Source organism: Actinomadura sp. KC06 (assembly GCF_004348735.1).
Lineage (GTDB): Bacteria > Actinomycetota > Actinomycetes > Streptosporangiales > Streptosporangiaceae > Spirillospora.
Map to the genome: position 1 here is coordinate 15,814 of NZ_SMKT01000089.1, position 22,002 is coordinate 37,815.

The 22,002-nt window shown below is 69.8% G+C and carries 16 protein-coding genes; 10 read left to right on the plus strand and 6 right to left on the minus strand.

Going from position 1 to position 22,002, the window contains the following annotated elements:
* Positions 1–20: 20 nt before the first annotated feature.
* From E1287_RS26060 to E1287_RS26090, 8 genes are all read left to right on the plus strand, one after another.
* The gene (locus E1287_RS26060) at positions 21–359 is read left to right on the plus strand and encodes a hypothetical protein (RefSeq protein ID WP_131967692.1); all 339 of its coding nucleotides are present in this window, start codon (positions 21–23) and stop codon (positions 357–359) included.
* A gap of 337 nt (positions 360–696) precedes the next feature.
* On the plus strand, positions 697–828 hold the full coding sequence (locus E1287_RS46400) for a hypothetical protein (protein ID WP_279506865.1): 132 nt from the start codon (positions 697–699) through the stop codon (positions 826–828).
* Positions 825–1,532: a peptidoglycan-binding protein gene (locus E1287_RS26065; RefSeq protein WP_131967693.1), complete on the plus strand. Its 708-nt coding sequence runs from the start codon at positions 825–827 to the stop codon at positions 1,530–1,532. The genes E1287_RS46400 and E1287_RS26065 overlap by 4 nt, the downstream gene beginning before the upstream one ends.
* Before the next feature lie 218 nt (positions 1,533–1,750).
* Positions 1,751–2,242, plus strand: coding sequence for a (2Fe-2S)-binding protein (locus tag E1287_RS26070; RefSeq protein ID WP_131967694.1), 492 nt, complete (start codon positions 1,751–1,753; stop codon positions 2,240–2,242).
* Positions 2,239–4,680 (plus strand): xanthine dehydrogenase family protein molybdopterin-binding subunit, encoded by a 2,442-nt coding sequence (locus tag E1287_RS26075; RefSeq protein WP_243719436.1) that lies wholly within the window; start codon positions 2,239–2,241, stop codon positions 4,678–4,680. Before E1287_RS26070 ends, E1287_RS26075 begins: the two co-directional genes overlap by 4 nt.
* Complete coding sequence (locus tag E1287_RS26080; RefSeq protein ID WP_131967695.1) at positions 4,677–5,531, plus strand: xanthine dehydrogenase family protein subunit M; 855 nt, start codon at positions 4,677–4,679, stop codon at positions 5,529–5,531. Before E1287_RS26075 ends, E1287_RS26080 begins: the two co-directional genes overlap by 4 nt.
* A gap of 113 nt (positions 5,532–5,644) precedes the next feature.
* On the plus strand, positions 5,645–6,463 hold the full coding sequence (locus E1287_RS26085) for an SRPBCC family protein (protein ID WP_131967696.1): 819 nt from the start codon (positions 5,645–5,647) through the stop codon (positions 6,461–6,463).
* 124 nt (positions 6,464–6,587) lie between these two features.
* Positions 6,588–7,289 (plus strand): class I SAM-dependent methyltransferase, encoded by a 702-nt coding sequence (locus E1287_RS26090; RefSeq protein ID WP_131967697.1) that lies wholly within the window; start codon positions 6,588–6,590, stop codon positions 7,287–7,289.
* A gap of 6 nt (positions 7,290–7,295) precedes the next feature.
* Here E1287_RS26090 and E1287_RS26095 read toward each other — a convergent pair whose 3' ends face one another.
* The 4 genes from E1287_RS26095 to E1287_RS26110 all read right to left on the minus strand — a co-directional run bounded on the left by E1287_RS26095 (position 7,296) and on the right by E1287_RS26110 (position 17,415).
* Complete coding sequence (locus tag E1287_RS26095) at positions 7,296–8,522, minus strand: serpin family protein (RefSeq protein WP_131967698.1); 1,227 nt, start codon at positions 8,520–8,522, stop codon at positions 7,296–7,298.
* Between the two features lie 96 nt (positions 8,523–8,618).
* Complete coding sequence (locus E1287_RS26100; protein ID WP_131967699.1) at positions 8,619–12,170, minus strand: CDP-glycerol:glycerophosphate glycerophosphotransferase; 3,552 nt, start codon at positions 12,168–12,170, stop codon at positions 8,619–8,621.
* Positions 12,171–12,204: 34 nt separating this feature from the next.
* Entirely contained in the window at positions 12,205–15,708 is a 3,504-nt protein-coding gene (locus E1287_RS26105; RefSeq protein ID WP_131967700.1) for a bifunctional glycosyltransferase family 2 protein/CDP-glycerol:glycerophosphate glycerophosphotransferase, read from the minus strand.
* A 216-nt stretch (positions 15,709–15,924) separates the two neighbouring features.
* Positions 15,925–17,415 (minus strand): carotenoid oxygenase family protein, encoded by a 1,491-nt coding sequence (locus tag E1287_RS26110; protein ID WP_207934463.1) that lies wholly within the window; start codon positions 17,413–17,415, stop codon positions 15,925–15,927.
* Between the two features lie 73 nt (positions 17,416–17,488).
* On the opposite strand from E1287_RS26110, the gene E1287_RS26115 reads away from it, so the two are divergent.
* Complete coding sequence (locus tag E1287_RS26115) at positions 17,489–18,145, plus strand: TetR family transcriptional regulator (protein WP_165969185.1); 657 nt, start codon at positions 17,489–17,491, stop codon at positions 18,143–18,145.
* 43 nt (positions 18,146–18,188) lie between these two features.
* Here E1287_RS26115 and guaA read toward each other — a convergent pair whose 3' ends face one another.
* Positions 18,189–19,769, minus strand: coding sequence for a glutamine-hydrolyzing GMP synthase (gene guaA / locus E1287_RS26120; RefSeq protein WP_243719437.1), 1,581 nt, complete (start codon positions 19,767–19,769; stop codon positions 18,189–18,191).
* Positions 19,770–20,002: 233 nt separating this feature from the next.
* Between guaA and E1287_RS26125 the strand changes: the two genes are divergently transcribed.
* Positions 20,003–21,022 (plus strand): zinc metalloprotease, encoded by a 1,020-nt coding sequence (locus E1287_RS26125; RefSeq protein ID WP_243719438.1) that lies wholly within the window; start codon positions 20,003–20,005, stop codon positions 21,020–21,022.
* A 15-nt stretch (positions 21,023–21,037) separates the two neighbouring features.
* On the opposite strand, the gene E1287_RS26130 is transcribed toward E1287_RS26125, so the two are convergent.
* Positions 21,038–21,760: a DNA alkylation repair protein gene (locus E1287_RS26130; protein ID WP_131967703.1), complete on the minus strand. Its 723-nt coding sequence runs from the start codon at positions 21,758–21,760 to the stop codon at positions 21,038–21,040.
* Between the last annotated feature and the right edge of the window lie 242 nt (positions 21,761–22,002).

Below are 22,002 nucleotides of genomic sequence, written 5' to 3' on the forward strand. Positions count from 1 at the left end.
TTCGTGGGACCATCGTCGGCGTGAAGCGCGTCCACGCCCCGACGGCCCTCTGCCTCGCCCTGGCGGGCGGCCTCGTCCTGACGGCCTGCTCGGACGGCGCCGCGGACCGCAGGGCCGACTGCGCGAAGATCTCGTCCGCGCTCGCGAAGACCCCGGACCCGACCGCCGAGCAGGTCCTCGGCGCGCTCCGCGAGGTCCGCCCGGACCTGAAGGACGACGGCCTCGCCGAGCAGGTCGACACCGTCATCGCCTCGGGCGGCAAGGACCGGATGTCCGACGAGGAGACCTTCCGGTTCGCCAAGGCCACCGAGGAGATCCGCGACATCTGCCGGCAGGAGCGCGCCGCCCTCAGCGGCTGAGGATCAGGTACGCGACCCAGGTGAGGACGAGGGTCACGGCCAGCGACCCGAGACATCCCAGCCGGGACGAGAAAAAGAACATAGAGCGCCTCTACCCCCGAACACCCGGGTTTCGCACACTCCCGGGACGGGGGAAGCCGCCGGGTTTCCGGATGTCTTACCTGGTGGGGAGGCAGATGCCGCGCTTGGGTGTGTTTTGCGGCGAAAACCGGAGAAGGAGAGGGTCAGGCCATTACGGTCGGTACGGAGTCCCTTACGTAAAGGGACGGCGGAGACAACGCTCCAGGAGGAGCACGTGACCCCCCAAAACAGAACAGACAGCGCAGAAGCCGCGCTTATGGACGAAGTGGACGTCAATCCGGGCGTCCACCAGCCCACCGAAGCGGACGAGGAGCAGGTCCTCGGCGAGCTGTACGGCGAGCCCGACGACGGGTACTTCCGCGGCGAGGAAGCCGAGGACGCCGGATGAGCGCCGCGAAGATGATCGCCGAGGCGCGCAAGTCGATCGGGATGTCGGGCCGCCCGAACAAGATCACCAAGGAGTACGCGGAGCGGCACGGGGACGAGTTCCTCAGAGCCGCGTGGTGCGACATGGCCGTCACCTACTGGGCGCGGCACAGCGGGAACGCGTCCGCCGTCCTGCCCGGCGGCGACCGCGCCTACACGGTCTGGCACGCGCAGGACTTCCAAAAGGCCGGACGCTGGCACAGCGGGACGACCGCGAGCGTCAACCAGGCCAAGCCCGGCGACATCGTCTTCTTCGACTGGGGCGCCACCAACTCCATCGGCGCGATCGACCACGTCGGCGTCGTCGAGAAGGTCCTCGGCGGCGGACGCCTGCAGACCATCGAGGCCAACACCGGCGACGCGTGCAAGCGCCGCGTAAGAAGCTCCAGTGTCATCGCCGGCTACGGACGACCCGCGTACGGCGGGGGCAACTGGACGGAGGACATGGTGAAGAAACTCCCGGAACTGAGCAAGGGCGACTCGGGTGAGCACGTGCAGAGCCTGCAGGGGCTGCTGATGGCGCGCAGCCACCCGGAGATCACCATGACGGGCCGGTTCGACGACGCGACCGAGGCCGCCGTGAAGGCGGTCCAGCGGTGGGGCGGCGTCGACGCCGACGGCGTCGTCGGCCCGAAGACCTGGCCGGTTCTGCTGCGCGTGCACTAGCAGACCTGCCGGTTCTGCTGCGCGTGCACCAGCCGCCATGCGTCGGCCACAGATCGGTAAATAGGCAGGGCCGGGGGCTAGTACGGGATTCAACCCCGGCATAGGTTCGTAGGGTCGCCTTCCACGGAGGTGGCCTCGATGACGTGGCCGGATCCACGCGCACCGCCCAGGGACGTCTCGCTCCGAGTCCACCCCGCGAGCGTCCCTGGGAGGAACGCATGCCACGTATCCGTGTCGAGGTCGACGGTGCGACGTACGAGGACGACGTCGAACCGCGCCTCCTGCTCGTCCACTATCTGCGCGAACGGCTGGGGAAGGTCGGAACCCCGGTCGGCTGCGACACCAGCAACTGCGGAGCCTGCACCGTCCTGATGGACGGCATGAGCGTGAAGAGCTGCTCCGTGCTCGCCGTCCAGGCGGACGGCGCCGACGTGACGACCGTCGAGGGCCTCGGCATCGACGGGACCGAGCATCCGATGCAGCGGGCCTTCCATGAGGAGCACGCGCTCCAGTGCGGCTACTGCACCCCCGGCATGATCATGGCGTCGCTCGACCTGCTGCGGGAGAACGCCGACCCGTCGGAGACGGAGGTCCGGGAGGGCCTCGAGGGCAACCTGTGCCGGTGCACCGGCTACCAGAACATCGTCAAGGCAGTCCGGCGCGCGGCGAAGGAGATGCGGGAACCCGCGGGCCAGGAGGTGACGCCGTGACGATCCAGGAGGGTGGCACCAGGGCGGAGATCGGCTCCCCGCGGAAACGGTCGGAGGACGCCCGGCTCATCAGGGGCCGGACGCAGTGGACGGACAACATGACCCCGCAGGGGACGCTGCACGTGGCGTTCCTGCGCAGCCCGCACGCGCACGCGCGGATCGTCCGCGTCGACACCTCGCAGGCGAAGGGGCGTCCCGGAGTGGTCGCCGCGTTGAGCGGCGCGGATTTCGCCGGCGAGCAGGGTTCGCTGCCGTGCGCGTGGGTCGTCACCGACGACATGAACCATCCGGACCATCCGCCGATGGCGGTGAGCGAGGTGCGGTACGCGGGCGAGCCGGTGGCGTGCGTGGTGGCGCGGGACAAGCACGCGGCCTTCGACGCCCTGGACGAGATCGACATCGACTACGAGCCGCTGTCCGCGGTCCTGAACATGGACGCGGCCCTTGCGGAAGGGTCCGACCTCGTCCATGAGGACCTGGGGACGAACAAGTCCTACACGTGGGTGTTCGAGAACGGGGATCTCGACGCCGCGATGAGGGACGCCCCTGTCGTCATCGAACGCGAGTACGTGCAGCAGAGGCTCATCCCGTCGGCGATGGAGCCGCGGTCGGTGCTGTGCGTCCCGGACGGGGACGACTTCACGCTGTACTCGGCGACGCAGATCCCGCACATTCTGCGGCTGATGCTGGCCACCGTCACCGGGATCGCCGAGCATCGCATACGGGTCGTGGCACCGGACGTCGGCGGCGGGTTCGGCTCCAAGCTGCAGGTGTACGGCGAGGAGGTCCTCGCGCTGCTGCTGGCCCGCAGGCTCGGCCGTCCGGTGAAATGGACGGAGTCGCGCAGCGAAGGCAACATGACCGTCCACCACGGTCGCGACCAGATACAGCGGCTGACGCTCGCCGCAGAGCGCGACGGACGGATCCGCGGTTTCAAGGCGGACATCCTGGCCGACATGGGCGCGTACCTGATGCTCGTCACACCGGGCATCCCGATTCTCGGCGCGTTCATGTACAACGGCATCTACAAGATGGACGCGTACTCGTTCACCTGCACGGGCGTCTTCACGACGAAGACGCCGACAGACGCGTACCGAGGCGCTGGCCGTCCAGAGGCCACCTACGCCATCGAGCGCATGATGGACGAACTCGCCACCGAACTTGGCGTCGACCCCATCGAGATACGGCGCCGTAACTGGATCGCGCACGAGGAGTTCCCGTACGAGACGATCGCGGGACTGACGTACGACTCCGGTAACTACGAGGCGGCGACGGACAAGGCGCTGGAGCTGTTCGAGTACGACAAGCTGCGCGCGGAGCAGGCCGACCGGCGTGAACGGCGGGATCCGGTGCAGCTGGGCATCGGCGTGTCGACGTTCACGGAGATGTGCGGCCTGGCACCGTCCCGCGTGCTGGGTTCGTTGAGTTACGGCGCGGGCGGCTGGGAGCACGCATCCGTGCGCGTACTGGCGTCCGGCAAGGTCGAGGTGATCACCGGCTCGTCGCCGCATGGGCAGGGCCACGAGACGGCCTGGGCGCAGATCGCCGCCGACAGGCTCGGTGTCCCGTTCGAGGACGTGAAGGTGCTGCACGGCGACACGGCCATCTCGCCCAAGGGCATGGATACGTACGGGTCGCGTTCGCTGGCCGTCGGCGGCGTCGCGCTGTTCTCCGCATGCGACAAGGTGGTGGAGAAGGCCCGGAAGGTCGCCGCGCATCTGCTGGAGGCCGCCGAGCAGGACCTGGAGTTCACCGGCGGGCGGTTCAGCGTCCGGGGCGTCCAGGAGGAGGGCAGGACGCTGCAGGAGATCGCGACGGCCACGTTCGCCGCGCACGACCTCCCGGACGGCATCGAGCCGTCGCTGGACGCCGACGCCACGTTCGACCCGGAGAACTTCTCCTTCCCGCACGGCACGCACCTGTGCGCCGCGGAGGTCGACACCGAGACCGGGATGGTGAAGCTCCGCAAGTACGTCGCCGTGGACGACGTGGGAAAGGTCGTCAACCCGCTCATCGTGGAGGGCCAGGTGCACGGCGGGCTCGCGCAGGGCATCGCGCAGGCCCTGTACGAGGAGGCCGTCTACGACGCGGACGGCAACCTGACCACGACCACGCTGGCCGACTACCTCGTCCCGTCGGCCGCGGACCTGCCGACGTTCACGACCGACCGGACGGAGACGCCCGCGACGTCCAACCCGATGGGCGTGAAGGGCGTCGGGGAGGCGGGCACGATCGCGTCCACCCCGGCGGTCGTCAACGCGATCGTGGACGCGCTGCGCCCGTACGGCGTGAACGACGTCCCGATGCCGTGCACGCCGGAGCGCGTCTGGCGCGCATTGCGCGCGGAGGCGAAACCGGAGACGGCGGAGCCCGGCGCTGGCGGCGGCCTCGGCTCGGCATCGGGTTCCGGCACGGGCTCGGCAGGAGGTGCACTGTGATTCCGGCGGCTTTCGACTACGCACGGCCCGCCTCGGTGGAGGACGCCGTCCGGGTGCTGTCCGACGCGGGCGAGGACGCGAAGGTCCTCGCCGGCGGGCAGAGCCTGATGCCGCTGCTGCGGCTCCGGCTCGCCATCCCGGACGCGCTCGTCGACGTCGGCCGGATCGGCGCGCTCCGCGAGATCCGCGACGAGGGCGACTCGCTGGTCATCGGCGCGATGGCCACGCACCACCAGGTCATCCGCGACCCGCTGGTGCGCGAGCACGTCCCGCTGATCGCGCAGGCGGCGGAGACGGTCGCCGACCCGGCCGTCCGGCACCGCGGCACGTTCGGCGGGTCGCTCGCGCACGCCGACCCGGCGGGCGACCTCCCGGCCGTCGCGCTGGCGCTGGACGCGGTGTTCCTCGTCCGGTCCGTGCGCGGCGAGCGGGAGATCCCGGCGTCGGAGTTCTTCGTCGACTGGATGACGTCGGCGATGGAGCCGGACGAGCTGCTCGTCGGCGTGCGGGTGCCGAAGCTGGGTTCCGGCTGGGGCGTGCACTACGAGAAGTTCCATCGGACGGCGCAGGCGTGGGCCATCGTCGGCGTCGCGTGCGCGGTGCGCCGCAATGGCGGCGCCGTCGAGGAGGCACGTGTCGCGCTGACCAACATGGGCCCCGCGCCGGTGCGGGCCGGCGGGGTGGAGAACGCCGTCAGGGGGCGTCCCGTATCGGAGGACTCGTTCAGGGCCGCGGCCGAGCACGCGACCGAGGGCACCGAGCCGCCCGGTGACCTGCACGGGTCGTCGGAGTACCGGTCGCATCTGGCGACCGTGCTGACCTCGCGGGCCCTGGCCGCCGCGGCCGTTTGATTGTTCGTCGTGTCGCCGGGTACCCGGTTCCGGGTACCCGGCACCCGACTGGCGACCGAGCAGTCGACCGCCGTAGGGTCACGGTAGTTCTCCGGACGATAAGGACAACGATCATGGAACTCGACCACGATTTCACCGTCCCCGTACCGGTGGATCAGGCCTGGTCGGTGCTGCTGGACGTGGAGCGCGTCGCGACCTGCATGCCGGGCGCCACGCTCGACTCCGTCGAGGGCGACGAGTACAAGGGGCGGATGAAGGTGAAGGTCGGCGCGATGACCGTCACCTATCGCGGATCCGCGCGGATCGTCTCCGCCGACGAGTCGTCCCGCACGGTGACCCTGGAGGCGTCCGCGAAGGAGGCCCGCGGCTCGGGGACGGCGTCGGCGACCGTCCAGGCGAAGCTGCACGAGGAGGACGGCACGACGTGCGTGACCGTCCACACGAAGCTGAACGTGACGGGACGGCCCGCGCAGTTCGGCCGCAACATCCTGTCCGAGGTCGGCTCCAAGATCATCAACCGGTTCGCCAAGGCGCTGGCGGCCGAGCTGGAGACGTCCGGCGAGGCCGCGCCGGAAGCCGCCGCGGAGGCGGGAGCGAAGGCCGGGGGGACGTCCGCGACGAAGCCTGAATCCGCGCCCGAACCCGCACCTGAGCCCGCGCCTGAGGCCGCCGACAAGCCGGGGCCCGCGACCGCCGAGGTCGTCACGCCCTTGCCGGACGTCGCGCCGGAGCGTCCCGCCGAGGCCGAGGCGCCGCAGCGTCCGGCGCGCCCGGAGAGGCCGCTGCGGGTGGCGCGGGAGGACGATGCGATCGACCTGCTGGAGGTCGCGGGCCCGTCCGTCGCCAAGCGGGCCGCCCCCGCGATCGGCGGGCTGGTCGCGCTGGTGCTGGGCGTCCGGTTCATGCTGCGCCGCCGCCGCAAGAAGCGCTGACGCCGCCAAGCACGGACGCCGAGAAGCGCTGACGTCCGGGGCGGGGTCAAGCGCCGGTCAACGATGCGCCGCCGTACGGCGGCGTCGGTGGAACGTGCCGCCGTCCATGCCGTCGGCTTGTCCCGTGGACACCATCGAGCTCCGGCGGATCGCGCTGATCGAGAACGACAACTGGTGGTACCGGGAGCGCCGCGAGATCCTGTCCGCGGAGTTGCTGCGGTTCAGCGTGCCGGGGACGGCCGTCGACATCGGCGCGGCGGCGGGCACGGCCTCGCGGGTGCTCGCCGAGCACGGCTGGGACGCCACCGCGATCGACCTGAACCCGTCGGCCGTGGCGCTGGCCCGCGCGCACGGCGTGGAGGCGTACGAGGGCGACGCGCGCTACCTGCCGCTCCCGCCGTGCCGGTACGACCTGGCGCTGGCCCTGGACGTCCTGGAGCACATCGAGGACGACGCGCGCGCGGCGGCGGAGATCACCCGGGTGCTGCGGCCCGGCGGGACGGCGCTGGTGTCCGTCCCGTCCGACATGGCGCTGTGGTCGGCGCAGGACGTGGCGCTCGGCCGGGTCCGCCGCTACACGCGCCGGGCGCTCGTGGAGCTGATCGAGGGCGCGGGGCTGGTGCTGGAGCGGGTGTGGAGCAGGGGCGTGCTGCTGCGTCCGTTCCTGCGCAGGCTCAGGCACCGGACGGCGCGCCGCGAGGATCTGGCCCCGCTGCACCCGATCGTCAACGAGGCGCTGCGGGCGGCGGCCGTCCTCGAACGGCGGCTGCCGGTCTGCGGGCGGCCGGGGACCAAGCTGTTCGTGCGGGCGCGCCGTCCCGGCTGATCCCTGTCAGGGTCCCGTCGCCGGGTCGGCGCCCGGGCCGGGGGGCGTCCAGTCCTCGGGGTCGGCGACCCAGCCGGCGAGCAGGACGAGCCCGGTCGGCCGGTGCCAGGCCAGGAACCCGAACGGCCGGTCGAACGTCACGTTCAGGACCTTCGCCTCCGCCATCGGGGCGCCCGCAGGCACCGCGCTCATCGCCGTGACCGCCGCCGCCTTGAACCCCTCCGCGCTGAACGTGGCGGTGGCGTCCTGGGCCGCCTGGCCGACCGCCAGCGGGGTCCGGCTGATGCCGGGCAGGTGGCCGCGGCCGTCCGCGGTCGAGACGGTCGCCAGCCCGAACACCCCGGCGCGGGCCAGCAGGTCGTGCTCGGCGGCGACGTCGAAGCGTACGGTGGTCGCGGTGAGGGTCGTCTGGGGCTCGAACGCCAGGGCCGTGTCCACCCGCAGGCCGGGCGCCTTCTCGGCGAGGGTCCGCTTGAGCAGCGTCTCACCGCGGCGGAGCCGGTGCTGCCCGTCGGTGGCCGCCATCGCCTCGGCGAGCACGCCGCCGGGGTGACGGCCGGGCTCCCCCATGCAGAGGATCACGTCGACGTCGTCCTCGCCGTGGACGGTCAGCAGCGTGACCGGGCCCGCCGGGGTCTCCTCCGCAAGGGTGAGCCGGTTGAAGTCGGGGCTGGAGTGCGTCAGGCCCGCCACCGCCTTGGCGCGCCCCGCCCACGGGCCGTCCGCGGGCTTGAGCGGAACGTCCTGGAACGGCTCCTTCCAGCGCGTGTCGACGGTCAGCGCGGTGGCGAGCACGAGCGCCGTCTCCCGCCGGACCTGCACCGGCATCTCCGTCAGCCGGCCGCTCGTGTTCCGCCGGACCCACTCGTCCAGCCTGGCCTGGTCGTCGGAGGTCTCGCCGGTCAGCTCGCCGCGCGCATCGGCGGGGACGACCTTGTGCCACCACGGCTCCACGGGAAGCTCCGCGCGCGCCCACACGCCGAACGCGCCCGTCGCCGCGGTCGCGCTGGCGAGCATGCCCAGCGCGACGCGCGCGTGCCGGTCGGCGCCCGCGGCGTCGACGCCGATGGCCCGCTGGAGCTCCGCGCGGCCCGGCTCGCGCGACGCGGCGGCCAGGAACGCCAGCAGCGGCCACACCCCGGCGCCGGACAGGACCGTGGTCGAGCCGTCGCATGCTTCCCTGGCCCACCGTGCGGTCAGTGCGTTGGACGCGGGGACGAGTTCACCGCTCATGCGCTCTCTCCCTCTGCCATCGGCGGGCGAGGTGTTGATCTTAGTGAGAAAGCGGTGGTTTGTCCCATGCCGCAGGCCGCGGCGCGGGCGGCCGGGTCAGCCGCCTTCGACGGCGTCGCCGAAGACGCGGTCGACGGCTCTGGCCGCCGCCTGGCCGTCGTCGTGCGGGCAGTACTTCACGAAGAAGCGGTCATAGGCGTCCGCGTGACGTTCTTCGGAATCGGACTCGGAGTCGGACGCCTTCGCGACCGCTTCGGCGACCTCCGCCGACGTCGTCGCGATCGGGCCGGGCGCCTCCGCTTCCAGGTCGAGGGAGAAACCGCGCAGATGGTCGCGGTAGCGGGCCAGGTCGTAGGCGTAGAGGACGATCGGCCTGCCCAGGACCGCGTAGTCGACCATGGCGGACGAGTAGTCCGTGACGAGCACGTCGGAGGCCATGTACAGCTCGGCGATGTCCGGGTAACGGGACACGTCGATGAGGAAATCGTCCATCTCGGGACAGTTCCGGTCGGTGACGAGGTGGTGCGTCCGCAGGAGGAGGACGTGGTCGTCGCCGAGGGCCTGGCGCATGGTCTCCACGTCCAGTTCCAGGGAGAAACCGAGCCAGCCGGGGCCGTGGTGGCGGTCGTCCCGCCAGGTGGGCGCGTAGAGGACGACCTTCTTACCGTCCGGAATTCCCAGGCGCTTGCGTATGCGGCTCCCGATGCTCTCCCATTCGGGTGCGCTGAGGATGTCGTTGCGCGGGTATCCGGCCTCTAGGACGTCCCCGTCGTATCTGAAGGCGCGGCGCATGACCTGTGTGGCGAACGGGCTCGGGGACAGCAGCAGATCCCACCGCGCCACCTCCTGCTCCATCCAGTCGAGCCGTTCGACTCGCTGGTACGGCATGTCCCGGAGGTCGTGGGCCAGGCGCTTCAACGGCGTACCGTGCCACGTCTGGACGTAGGTCTGGCCCTCGCGCTTGACGTACCAGGGCGGCAATCCGTGGTTCGTGACGATGTAGCGGGCGCGCGCAAGAACGCGGTAGTGCTCACGGCTTCCCGCCTGGACGATCCTGGCCTTTCCGTCGAGCGTGAACTGGCCGTCCAGGGAAACCCACACGCATTCCAGATTGGACTTGCGGCGGGCCAGTTCCTCGTAGATGGCTCGCGGGTTGCAGTTGTACTGCGTGCTGCTGTAGCTGTCGAACACGGCGACGTCCGCCAGTGGGCTCCGCAGGTAGACGGGGTAGTCGCGCTGCTGGAGGAGCAGTTGGGCGTGCCCGCTGCGTTCGTCGTCCTCCAGGGCCGGACGGCTGCGGAGCTGTATGGCGTCAATCTGGTAAACGCCGACCTCGAATTCGTGCGTGCCCTGGTTCTGCCACCCAGGCAGGCCCGGGATCGCCTCACGTTCGGCGACGACGGCCACCTCACCGGAACGCACGCGCGCCAGTAGTTCCCATGTTCCGCTGCTCAACGGGAGGTCCGTCCCGAACACGGCCATCGTCGCGGGCGTGAAGGCGGCGGTGAACTGATCCTGCTCCCACGTGACGGGAATGCGGTGCTCGTCGCGCGAACGGCGGCGTCGCAGGACGAAGTGATCCGGGCGGTCGTCCGGGTCTGCGAATTCGCCGGTCAGAGTGAGGAGCCCGTTCTCGTCCCATTCGGCTTCTGTCACGACGGGCCGGACGCTCCGCTCGACACCGCGCAGATTCCCGAACGCGGTGCGCGTCAACGCGAACTCCCGCGCGCGCTTGGCGCCGGTCGGGAGGACGTATCGGACGGGGTCGACGTCGCTCGCGACGGTGAGCCGCATGGGGCCGCCCTCGCCGGTCAGCCGGATGTCCCAGTCGATGGCGTCCAGCAGGTGCGCGAAACCGTGTCCAGGGTCGCCGCCCTCTGGGACGGAGATCAGGCGCTGCATGGGCAACTTCGCTTTGAAGTCGAACCCGGTGCCCGCCGCCATGCGCAGCACGGACGACGGGCGCAGCGTCACCTCACCTCGGACCTCCGCGCCACCGTGCCGCCGCGCGGCGACCAAGGCCGCCCCTGCGCCGAGGGCCCGCCGCGTCCATCCGGTCAGTTCGAGCATGTCGCCGTCACGGCGGATCCCCGTGAGGACGGCTTTAGAACGCTTGACGTGGACGACGAACACATCGTCGTCGCCCGCGGCCGGTTGGACGGCCACGTGTTCGTCCACGTGCCGCGCTGTTGTCCACCGCACGGCCGGGGCCACCGCCGTCAGCCGCTGCACTGCCTTGCGTCCCGCCGTGGACACCTCGACGAACAATTCGTAGGTGGCGGTGCGCCATTCGTCGCCGTCCAGGAGGTAGTCGGGCTCCACCCGTGCGGAGAAACCGGACCAGTCGTAGGAGACGACCGAGCGGTCGGCCTTGACGGTGGCCTCCGGGCAGCGGATCCGCTCCACCTGGAGCCGGATCTCCTTGCCGGACCTGACGTCGCGCATCCAGACGCGGATGCGGGAGTTCGTCTCCGACGACACGTCGAAGATGTCGAAGTGGGCGTGGCCTTCGACGATGAGGGTGTCGGCGTCCCACTCGACGCGGTCCACGTCCGCGTGCAGGCGGAGCTCGTCGGTGACGTCGTACAGGTCATCGGGTATGGCGCGTTCCACATCGCCGTAGAAGGGATACCGGGCGTACCAGCGCTGCTTCCGGCGGCCCCGCTGCACCAGCGGAATGTTGTTCAGGCCGTTCTCCTCCTGGCGGACCACTTCCAGGAGTTCGGGCAGCATCCGCTCGCGGAGCAGGTGCGTTTCCAGGCGCCTGATCGACGGCAGCCCGTCGGCGGCGGAACGGTCGGCCGAGGTGACGAACTCAGCGCCCAGCTCGACCAGACGCTCACGCTCCTGCCAGGTGGCCCCGGGCAGGGCGAGGATCAGCGCACGGACGTCCAGGTCCAGTGCGTACCTGTCGTGGACGGCCAGAAGGTCCGGCGCGTGCTCGGCCACAAGTTTCCGGACGTTCGCCAGTACGGCCATCCGTTCGGTGACGGCCGCCGGGTCATGACGCAGCCGTGTCGCCGTTACCGAACGAACTCGCCAGAGGTACACGGTCGTGTCGAGCACGTCCACGGCCTTGGCCAGGATCTGTGCTTGCAGGGCGGTGAACACGTCCCGTGTCGATGGGAGCTTGAAACCATGCGCGTCCCAGAAGGCGCGCCGGTACACCTTGTTGAACACCGTCCTGTCCTGGAGGAGGGCGGAGTGGTGGGTGACGTGCGTCGTCCTCACCGTCTCGGCGTAGGGCGCGGTGTGTATCGGGGACTCGCGCACCTGTGCGCCGTCCAGGCGCATGACGTTTCCGCCGACGAGGTCGGACCCGGTCGACTCCAGGGTGCCGACCATGAGTTCGTACGCGTACGGCGGCAGCACGTCGTCACCGTCGAGGAAGGCGAGGTACGGGGTTCTCGCCTCCTCGACAGCGGCTTCTATGGCCGATCCACCGCCGGACGGCTGCAGAAGGGTGAATCGGTCGTCGCGGTCTGCGAAGTCCTTGGCGATGGCGGTCGCGCCGCCGTCCCCCGGCTTTTCGTCCAGTAGGAGCACCTCAAGGTCGTGCAACGTCTGCCCGGCGAGCGACTCCAGGCATTCCGCGAGATGGGCTCCGTCGTTGCGGAAAGGGACGACGACACTGATCCGAGGTGACACGAGCAGCTCCGTGATGGGGTTTTCAGTGGGCGGGCTATGCCGGACGCTGGAGGACCCGGTCGAGCACGCGGGAGGCGGCGTGGCCGTCGTCGTGCGGGCAGTACCGGGCCGCGAACGCGGCACGCAGATTGCGGTACCCGGCGTCGAGCGCCGCCGGCTCGCGCAGGGCGTCCACGACCTCCTGCGAGGTGCTCAGCAGCGGGCCGGGGGCCTCCGCGTCGAAGTCGAAGTAGAAACCGCGCACATGGTCGCGGTAGCGCTCCAGGTCGTAGGTGAAGAACACCATCGGCCGGCCGGTGACGGCGAAATCGAACATGGACGACGAGTAGTCCGTGACGAGCACGTCGCTGATGAGGTACAGCTCGGAGATGTCGGGGTACACGGACGCGTCGATGACGCAGTCGCCAGGCCGCAGCTTGGGCCGGTCGGTGACGAGGTAGTGGGTGCGCAGAAGCAGGACATGGTCGCGGCCCAACGCCTGCCTGAACCGTTCGATGTCGAACTCTAGGCGGAACGCCCGCTTGCCGATCGCGAGGTGGAAGTCGTCCCGCCAGGTCGGCGCGTACAGGACGACCTTCTTCCCGTCCGGGATGCCGAGGCGCCTGCGCACCGCCGACGCGATCTCCTCCCGGTGCGGGCTGTTCAGGACATCGTTGCGCGGATAACCGCTGACGAGGACGTCGCCCTCATAGCCGAAAGCCTGCCGGAACAGTGGAACGGAGAACTCGTTCTGGGCGAGGAGCAGATCCCACTGGGGAACGTCGTACTCCATCCAGTCGACGCCCTCTGTGCGCTTGTATGGCATCTGCTTGACGTCGTATCCGAGCTTCTTCAACGGCGTCCCATGCCAGCACTGCACGTACGTCTGGTCGTCGCGCTTGGTGAACCATTCCTGCTGGGACCAGTTACCGATGACGTAGCGCGCGCGGGCGAGCGCCTCGTAGTACTCCCGCGTGCCGGTCAGAACGGTCCGCGCACCGGCCGGCTTACCGAACTGGCCGTTCTCGGTGACCCACACGAATTCCAGGTCGGTTTCGCGCCGCCGAAGCTCGTCGTAGATGCCGCGCGGGTTGCACGAGTACTGGCGTCCCTTGTAGGCATCGAACAAGGCCAGTTCTCGGACGGGCAAATTCAGGTGGCGCCGGTAGTGTCCGGACCGTATCCGGCTCTGCGCGTAGGCGCCGCGTTCGTCATCGTCCAGGGCGGTCTCGACCTGGAGCTGCAACTGGTCGGTCTTCTGCGTGCGCAACGTGATCCTGTGCAGGCCCGCCTCGAACGGCTCCGGCAGGTCGCGAAGGGTGTGCCGCCTGACGACGACCGGTTGTTCCCGTCCGCCGACGTCCGCGAAGGCGTCCCAACGACCGGAGACGAGCGGACGGGCGAACCCCAGGACCTGCATACGTGCGGGGCAGAATTTGGCGGTGAAACGGTCGCCTTCCCAGCGCAGCGTGACCGTGTGCTCTTCGGACGAGCGTCGCCGCCGGATAATCAACGCGTCCGGCCGTCCGGCCTGGTCGGTGCACGTGCCTTCCAGGCGCAGGGCACCGTCGTCCGACCACGACACCACGTCCACGGCCAGAACCCGTTCGCGGACGACGATTCGCATCGTGCTACGTCGCGTCCTGGCGAGTTCGACCTCTCCGCCAGGGACCGGGAACGCGATACCGGCCGATTTCTCTTCCAGGTACGGCTTGACGCCGCCCGGCAGGGTGATCTCCCAGTCGCCGGGATGCCTGACCAGCCCCGCGACGGGCAATTTGGCACGGAAACCGTGGTCGCCTTCGCCGGAACGGCCGTTGTCGAACGGTTCGACGGGGCCGGTCACCTTGGCGTGCCCGCCCTTCGGCACGGCGACGATCCTCGGCTTGTCGCCGAGGGGGGTGCGGCTCCAGCCGTCCAGCCACAGCTCGGCGCCCTCCAGGCCCGTTTCCAGGCCGCCTGCCGGTCGGCCGCCCTCCAGGTGGCAGCCGACGACGGCCGCGGCCGTGCGCCGCACCTGCAGCACGAACCGGCGCCTGCTCGCGACGCCCTGCACGCGGACGCCGGGCGCGCATTCCCGGTCGGCCGGCCACTGCGGGCCGGTCAGCCGCGGGTTCGAGAACGTCGTCCGCCGCCGCAGCCCCCGGTTGACGATCTCGACGCACGGGATCCAGTCGACGTCCCGCCAGCGCCCGAACATCCGCAGCGACGACGGATCGATGTCCGCGACGAAGCCGGACCAGTCGTAGGACACCGCCGACTGCCGCGACCGCGCGGTCACGTCCGGCCTCCGGACCCGCCTGACCGGGACGCGCATCAGGCCCCGCTTGTTCGCCGCCAGCAGCCACACCCTGATGCGGGAGCCGTCCTCGGTGGACGAGTCCAGGTGCCGGATGTAGGCGTGCCCCTCGATCCGCAGGCGCCCGTCCACCCACTCGGTCCGGTCGATCCACGCCGCCGGCCTGAGCTCGTCGGTCACGTCGTACACGTGCAGCGGGACGCCCCGCTCCTCGTCCTCGAAGAACGGGAACTCCGCGTACCACCGGTGCCGCAGGCCGCGCCGCACCCTCGGCGCGTCCGCCGCCTTCTTCAGCTGGACGTAGCGCAGCACTTCCAGCAACTCCGGCAACATCCGGCGGCACAGCAGATGCAGTTGCAGGCGCGTCATCGCGGGAAGGCGTTTCAGAACGCGCGGGCTGATACCGTCCGCCAGGTCAGCGCCGATGGCGACGAGTTCCGCCTGTTGCGCGTCCGGCGTCCTGGGCAGCGCCTCGAACAGGACGCGAAGCTCGATCGCGACCAGGGCGTGCTCGTCGTAGGCGTTCAGAAGCCGCGGCGCGTACTCGGCCATCCCGTCGCGCAGTACACGCGCGGACGCCAATCGCTGGGTGATGTTGTCCCAGTCGTAGCGTTCCTCTGTGATGGACCCCGGCCGCTTACGCCAGTAGTAGACCGTCTCACTCAGAACGTCCACGGAACGCGCCAACGCATGCGCGCGCGCCGTGACCGGCGGATCCTCGTAGTAGCCCTTGGGGAATTCCAGCCCGGCCCTGTCCCAGAACTCACGCCGGTACACCTTGTTCCACGGCGTCCGGTCGCGCATGAGCCCCGGCTTGGACGACACATGCGTCCTCGAACACGACTCCGCGAAAACCCCGTCGTGCAGGTGCGACTGCCAGTCCCGATCACCGTCCATCCGGTGGACGTTCCCGGAGGCCATGTCGGACCCGGACCGCTCCAGCGACCCGACCAGCCGCTCGTACGCCTCCCGTTCGACGACGTCGTCGGCGTCGGCGAACGCAAGATACTCGCCCTTCGCCTGCCGCACCCCTGCGTTGCGCGCGGGCCCCGGCCCCTCGTTGTCGCGCGTCACCAGCCGGAACCTCGAGTCCCTGGCGCACATCTCCTTCGCGATGACGGCGCCGTTGTCGACGGACCCGTCGTCCACCATGATCACTTCAAGGTCGCGCAGCGTCTGCCCGGCCAGCGACTCCAGGCATTCCCGGATGAACTCCTCGGTGTTGTGGAACGGCACGACGACGCTGAGCTTCGGGGACATGGGGCCTCCTCCTCGCCCCACCGAGCATGGTGACGTTCTGTCGCCGCATGAACGCGCATCGCGATTGCCGGGCCGTCCCCTGACGCAGACTTGACCTCGCATGGCCGCCATTTACCGCCAGATGACCAAATGGCCCGGCGCGCGCCGCCGGGCCCTGCCGCCTCGCGGCACTGCCGCCTCGCGGCGGGCGTCGTTCGGCGCGGCGCGGGCCGTCGGTCAGTGGATCGGGAGGCGGTCGGGGTGCGGGATCGGGGCGGCGGGGTCGGCGACACGGCGCGTGAACGTGCCGTGGAATCCGAACGGAAGGTGATGCGGAAGGTGCAGCGCCGCCACCGGGGCGAGGTCTCGGGCGTTCAGGACGGTGAGCTGCGAACGATGCTCGGCGGCGAGATAGACCACGGACAACAGCCACCCGTCGTCCTCGGCCGCATCCGGTGTGCGCGGGACGAAAATGGGTTCACCCACGTAAGTGTGCGAGCCCATCTCCTGCACCTGCGTATTGCCGATTTCGTTGTCGACCTTCAGGACGCTGTCGTACGCGCCGCTCGGGCCCGTCCGTCCGGCCAGGTACGTGTATCGATGCGGACGGGTTGAGCGCCGCCAGTCGTACTGCGGAAACTCCCCGGGCAACTCGGACAGCGGCGTTTCGACGACACGTCCGCCCGCGGTGATCCGGTACCGCATGAGCCGGCTGGACGGCAGATCCGTGAAACGCGTGCGAAATTCCGAAAGATCACGCCTGAGCGCGCTGAAATCGTCGAAAAGCACCAAGTCGACAACAGTGTCGGCACCGTCCTCAAAGGCGTTCGCGACGTGGACGTGCACGAGCGCGTCATGCTCCACGATGCGTGCCGGGCCTCCATTGCGCGGCACGAGCACGAACCGCGTCCCTTTCTCCGGACGATGCCGAATCGCGTCGAAAACGGGCGCGCCGCTGAGCATCGTCCGCAGGTCGAACCTGTACGGGTCGAGGACGAAGACCATGTGCTCCCTGGTGAGCGCCACGTCATGGTTCCACGGCATGTTCATCATCCGGACCTTGGCGAGCCGCCGCAGCCGTCCGCGCCGATCCACCTTCCAGCAATTCAGGGACGGCAGCGGAGTGAAGTCCTGGCCGAAATTGAACATCTCGCCCGTCGCCGGGTCCCATTTCGGATGGGCGGAGAACGCCTTGAGCATGCCGCGCAGCCGTCCGCCGAAGTCGTGCACGCCGAGAGTTTCCAGCGTGTCCGGGTCGAGGCGGTGCGGCGGGCCGCCCTCCCACAGGGCCAGGAGCCGGTCGGCGTGCAGCGCGACGCCGGTGTTGGCGACGTTCGCGGGCCCGCCGCCTCGCGCGAAGTTGGCCCAGAACCCGCCCGGAAGCGCCGTCCCGACACCGGGATGGCGCGGGCGGCCGGAGACTATGCCGTCCCTGAATTGGGACGTCCGTACGTACCGGTTCCGGAACCGCACGGACCGTCCGTCGAAGGTGAATTGCGAGACCATCCCGTCGCCGTCGAACAGGTGGTGCAGCAGCGTGCGTCCGACCTCCCATTTGCCGGGCCCGATGCGGTAGAGCGTCCCGGTGAGCCCGGACGGAAGCTCACCGTCGATCTGGTCGATGACGTGGTCGTGCTCGTGCATCAGCGGCGCGAAGATCCTCCCCATGTCCGGAGCGGTGACCTGTGACGACCCGGCGATCAGGGACGGAGGGTTGTGCCGCGACATGGACGCCTCCCGCATCTGGCTACACCCGTATCCAGAACGTAAATTCTGGCTACACCCGTGTCAAGATTGGAGGGTGGCTTCCCGTCCCTACGCAGGCGTCACCGCCGACCGCCGCCGCGCCGACCGCCGTGCCGCGCTCCTAGACGCCGCCCTGGACCTCCTGGCGACCCAAGGTCTCCGTGGCACGTCCCTACGTGCGGTGTGCGCGTGCGCCGGGCTCAACACGCGCTACTTCTACGAGAGCTTCACCGACCTGGAAGCCCTGCTCACCGACGTCCACGACCGCATCATCACCGAGACCGCCGACGCCGCCGCCCAGGGAGTCTCGGCCGCCGGCCCTGGTGCCTCCCTGCACGCCGCCGTCCGCTCCGCCGCGACGGCCGTCCTGGACGTGTACCGAGCCGACCCGCGCAAGGCCCGCGCCGTCCTGATCGAAGCGTCCGCCAGCCCCGTCCTGCGCGCCCGCCAGCGCGAGGCCCGTCGCCACTACACCCGCCTCGTCATCGAGTACGCCCGGACCTTCTACGACATCCCGTCCTACGCCGACGCGCAGATGCACTTCACCGCCACCATGCTGGTGGCGGGCTGGTCCGAGAACCTCATCGCCTGGCTGGACGGCGAACTCCAGACCACCGCGTCCGCCCTCGCCCACATGTTCGCCGACGCCACCGAAGCCCTGGCCACCCAGGCCGCCGGTGCCGCCCGCGCTGCAGCGAACCTCCCACACTGACCGTGCAGAAGGCGCTGCACATCGCCGCCGTGGATCTAGGCGGTCACTCCCACTCGATGGTGCCCGGAGGCTTGGACGTGATGTCGACCGTGACGCGGTTGATCTCGCGGACCTCGTTGGTGATGCGGGTCGAGATCCGCTGCAGCAGCTCGTAGGGGAGCTTCGCCCAGTCGGCCGTCATCGCGTCCTCGCTCGTCACGGGACGCAGCACGATCGGGTGGCCGTAGGTGCGGCTGTCCCCCTGGACGCCGACGGAGCGGACGTCCGCCAGCAGGACGACGGGGAACTGCCAGATGTCGCGGTCGAGCCCGGCGTTGGTGAGCTCCTCGCGGGCGATCGCGTCGGCGTCGCGGAGAATGTCGAGGCGGTCGCGGGTGACGGCCCCGACGATGCGGATGCCGAGGCCGGGGCCGGGGAACGGCTGGCGCCAGACGATCTCGGTCGGCAGGCCGAGCTGCTCGCCGAGCGCGCGGACCTCGTCCTTGAACAGCGTCCGCAGCGGCTCGACCAGCTTGAACTGCAGGTCTTCGGGGAGGCCGCCGACGTTGTGGTGCGACTTGATGTTGGCCGCGCCGGTGCCGCCGCCCGATTCGACGACGTCCGGGTAAAGCGTCCCCTGGACAAGGAATTCGACCGGTTCGGGAGTGTCCTCGCCGACGATCTCCCTGGCCGCCTCCTCGAAGACGCGGATGAACTCGCGTCCGATGATCTTGCGCTTGTCCTCGGGGTCGGCGACGCCGTCCAGGGCGGCGAGGAAGCGGTCCTGGGCGTCCACGACGTGCAGGTTCACGCCGGTTGCGGCGACGAAGTCCTTCTCGACCTGCTCGGGCTCGCCCTTGCGCAGCAGGCCGTGGTCGACGAACACGCAGGTCAGCTGGTCGCCGATGGCGCGCTGGACGAGCGCGGCGGCGACCGCCGAGTCGACGCCGCCGGACAGCGCGCAGATCGCCCGCTTGTGCCCGACCTGCTCCCGCACCGCCTCGATCGACTCGTCCGCGATGTTCACCATCGTCCAGTTCGGACGGCAGCCGGCGCCCTCGTAGAGGAACCGCCGCAGCACCTCCATGCCGTGCGCGGTGTGCAGCACCTCCGGGTGGAACTGGACGCCGAAGAGGCCGCGGTCGAGGTCCTCCATGCCGGCGACCGGCGTCACGTCCGTGCTGGCCGTGACGGTGAAGCCGGACGGGGCGCGGCTGACGCAGTCGCGGTGCGACATCCACACCGGCTGCTCGTGCGGCAGCCCCGCGAACAGCATGCCGGGGGACGTGACGGTGACGGTCGCACCGCCGAACTCGGCGACGTCGGAGTTCTCCACCGTCCCGCCGAGCGCCTGCGCCATCACCTGGTGGCCGTAGCAGATCCCGAACATGGGGACGCGCTGCCGCTGCGACAGGTCGAACAGGCCGTCCGGCGCGACCGGGGCGCCCTTCTCGTACACCGACGCCGGGCCGCCCGACAGGATGATCGCCTTCGGGCGCCGCGCGAGCATCTCCGCCGCCGGCATGGTGGACGGCACGATCTCGCTGAACACATGGCACTCGCGGACGCGCCGCGCGATGAGCTGGGCGTACTGCGCGCCGAAGTCGACGACGAGAACGGTGTCAAAGGATTGGTCTGCGGCCACCAAGAACGCCTTTCGCACGGGCCGGAACGACCCCTCCAGTCTACGGGCCCGCTGCCAGCGCCGATGCGCGCGCCCCTGGCGCGACCAACACATGGTGCGATCCGCCGATAACGGTCGGCATCCATTTACCTTCATCACACTCACGGCAGGACTTCACTCTGATACCTGTTGATGACGCCCTGTATTCGCGTGGTTCCCGTCCGCAAGCGTCCTCCCTAGGCCCTAGGAGTGCCGTGAAGCTGCTCGCCGTCATCGCCTTGATCGCCGCCGCCGTCCCGGCACTGCCGTCCGGTCCGCCACCGGGCGCCGTGGGCTCGGTCGCCGGTGCTGCCCGTACGGGCTCTGCACACCTGGGCTCTGCGCACCCGGGCTCTGCGCACCTGGGCCATGCACACCGGGGCGAATGCGCGGACGCCGGCGCACGGCTGCGGCCGGGAGGGCACGGGCGGGAACACAACGATCTGACGCCCGGACAGGCCGCCGCAGTCGAGCAGCAACTCAACCGGATATTGGACCGTCTCGGCCTGGACCTCGGCCCGGCGGACGGCACGGGCGGTCAGTCGACCGGCGCCGGCCTGCGCGCCGCCGAACCGATCAGCGTTCCCGTCTACTTCCATGTGCTGCACGACGGTTCCGAGGGCAACGTCTCCATGGCGGAGGTCAAGCGCCAGATCGACACATTGAACGATTCCTACGGTGGACGGAACGGAGGCGCGAACACCCGTGTCTCCTTCAAGCTCCGTGCCGTCAGCCGTACGGACAACGCCGACTGGTTCAACGATCCGGAACAGTACGAGAAGACGTACAAGCCGAGGCTGCGCAAGGGCGGTAAGTCGACGCTGAATCTCTACAGCGCCCGCATAGGCGGAGACCTGCTCGGCTGGTCGACGTTCCCGTGGAAGTACAAGTCCGAGCCGAAGATGGACGGCGTGACCATTCACCACGGCAGCATGCCGGGCGGCCCGATCGAAAACTTCAACAAGGGCTTCAGCGCTACGCACGAGGTCGGCCACTGGCTCGGGCTCTACCACACGTTCCAGGACGGCTGCGGAGCCAAGGGTGACCGCGTCGCGGACACCCCGGCCGAGCGTGATCCTACGAACGGGTGCCCGTCCGGTAAGGACACGTGCCTCTCCCCTGGGGACGACCCAGTGCACAACTACATGGACTACAGCTACGACACGTGCATGACGTCCTTCACCGCTGGGCAGGGCGCCCGTATCCACAAGGTGTGGAAGGCGTACCGCGCCTAGCGGGCGCGGCCGGCGCTAGCGGCCGAGGATGCGGGCGGCTTCCTCGGCCGGTAGCCGGCGGACGGCCTCCCGTAGCGTGACCCCAGACATGACGCCGACGCGTGGTTCGACCCACGCCACCACCCATTCCGGGTCCTTCTTCGACAGCTCGCGCAAGACCCACCCGAGGGCTTTGCGGATGAAGAACTCGCGTTCACCGATCAGGGCGTCCCCGAACCGGTCGAGCCTTACCAGATCCGGGTTCCCGGTCCGGACGCCTGCGAGCAGAGCCAGGACGGCCGTACGCCGTATCCACATGTAGGGGTCGCCGACCCAGGCGTCCAGTGCCGTGCCCAGGTCCGGGTACCGGAGGACCATTCCGCCGACGACCTTTTCCGCGATCTGGTCCACGTACACCCAGCTCGCCGAATTGCGGACGAGCCGTTCGGCCATCCCGAGGTCGCGCGGTTCCAGCGACGAGACTCGCTTGATAAGGATTTCTATCGCCGCCATGCGCGCCTCATGCACCGGACGGCCGTCGTCGGTCACGTCCCAGAGGGCCGTGGCGAGAGCGACCAGATCGTCCCGCGTGGGCTTGGTCTTCACCGCCGACACCGCCACCTTGCGCAACGCCGGCACGGGCACGCCGATGTGCGTGAAATCGCTCTTCAGGTAGCGCTTCTCATTCTCGGCGCGCACCGGGTCGGCCTGCGCCCGCAACTCCGCCAGGATCCGCGACACCTCGTCCTCGACATCCATGCGGACACGCTACGCCGCGCGCTAGGGCGCCGTATTCAGCGTTACACGTCCTGATTCGTCCAGGTTTGCCAAAGACGAGAGGGTTGTTCGCATCCACTCTTGTTCCAGCAGTAACTCCGCTCCCCGCGCGCGCCTCCAGCTCGCGCCGCCCCCCGAGGAGTTCCATGAAACGCGCCGGAATCGCCACTGTCTTCGGTGTGCTCGCCGCCTTCAGCGCGTCCACGCCCACCGCCGCCCTGGCC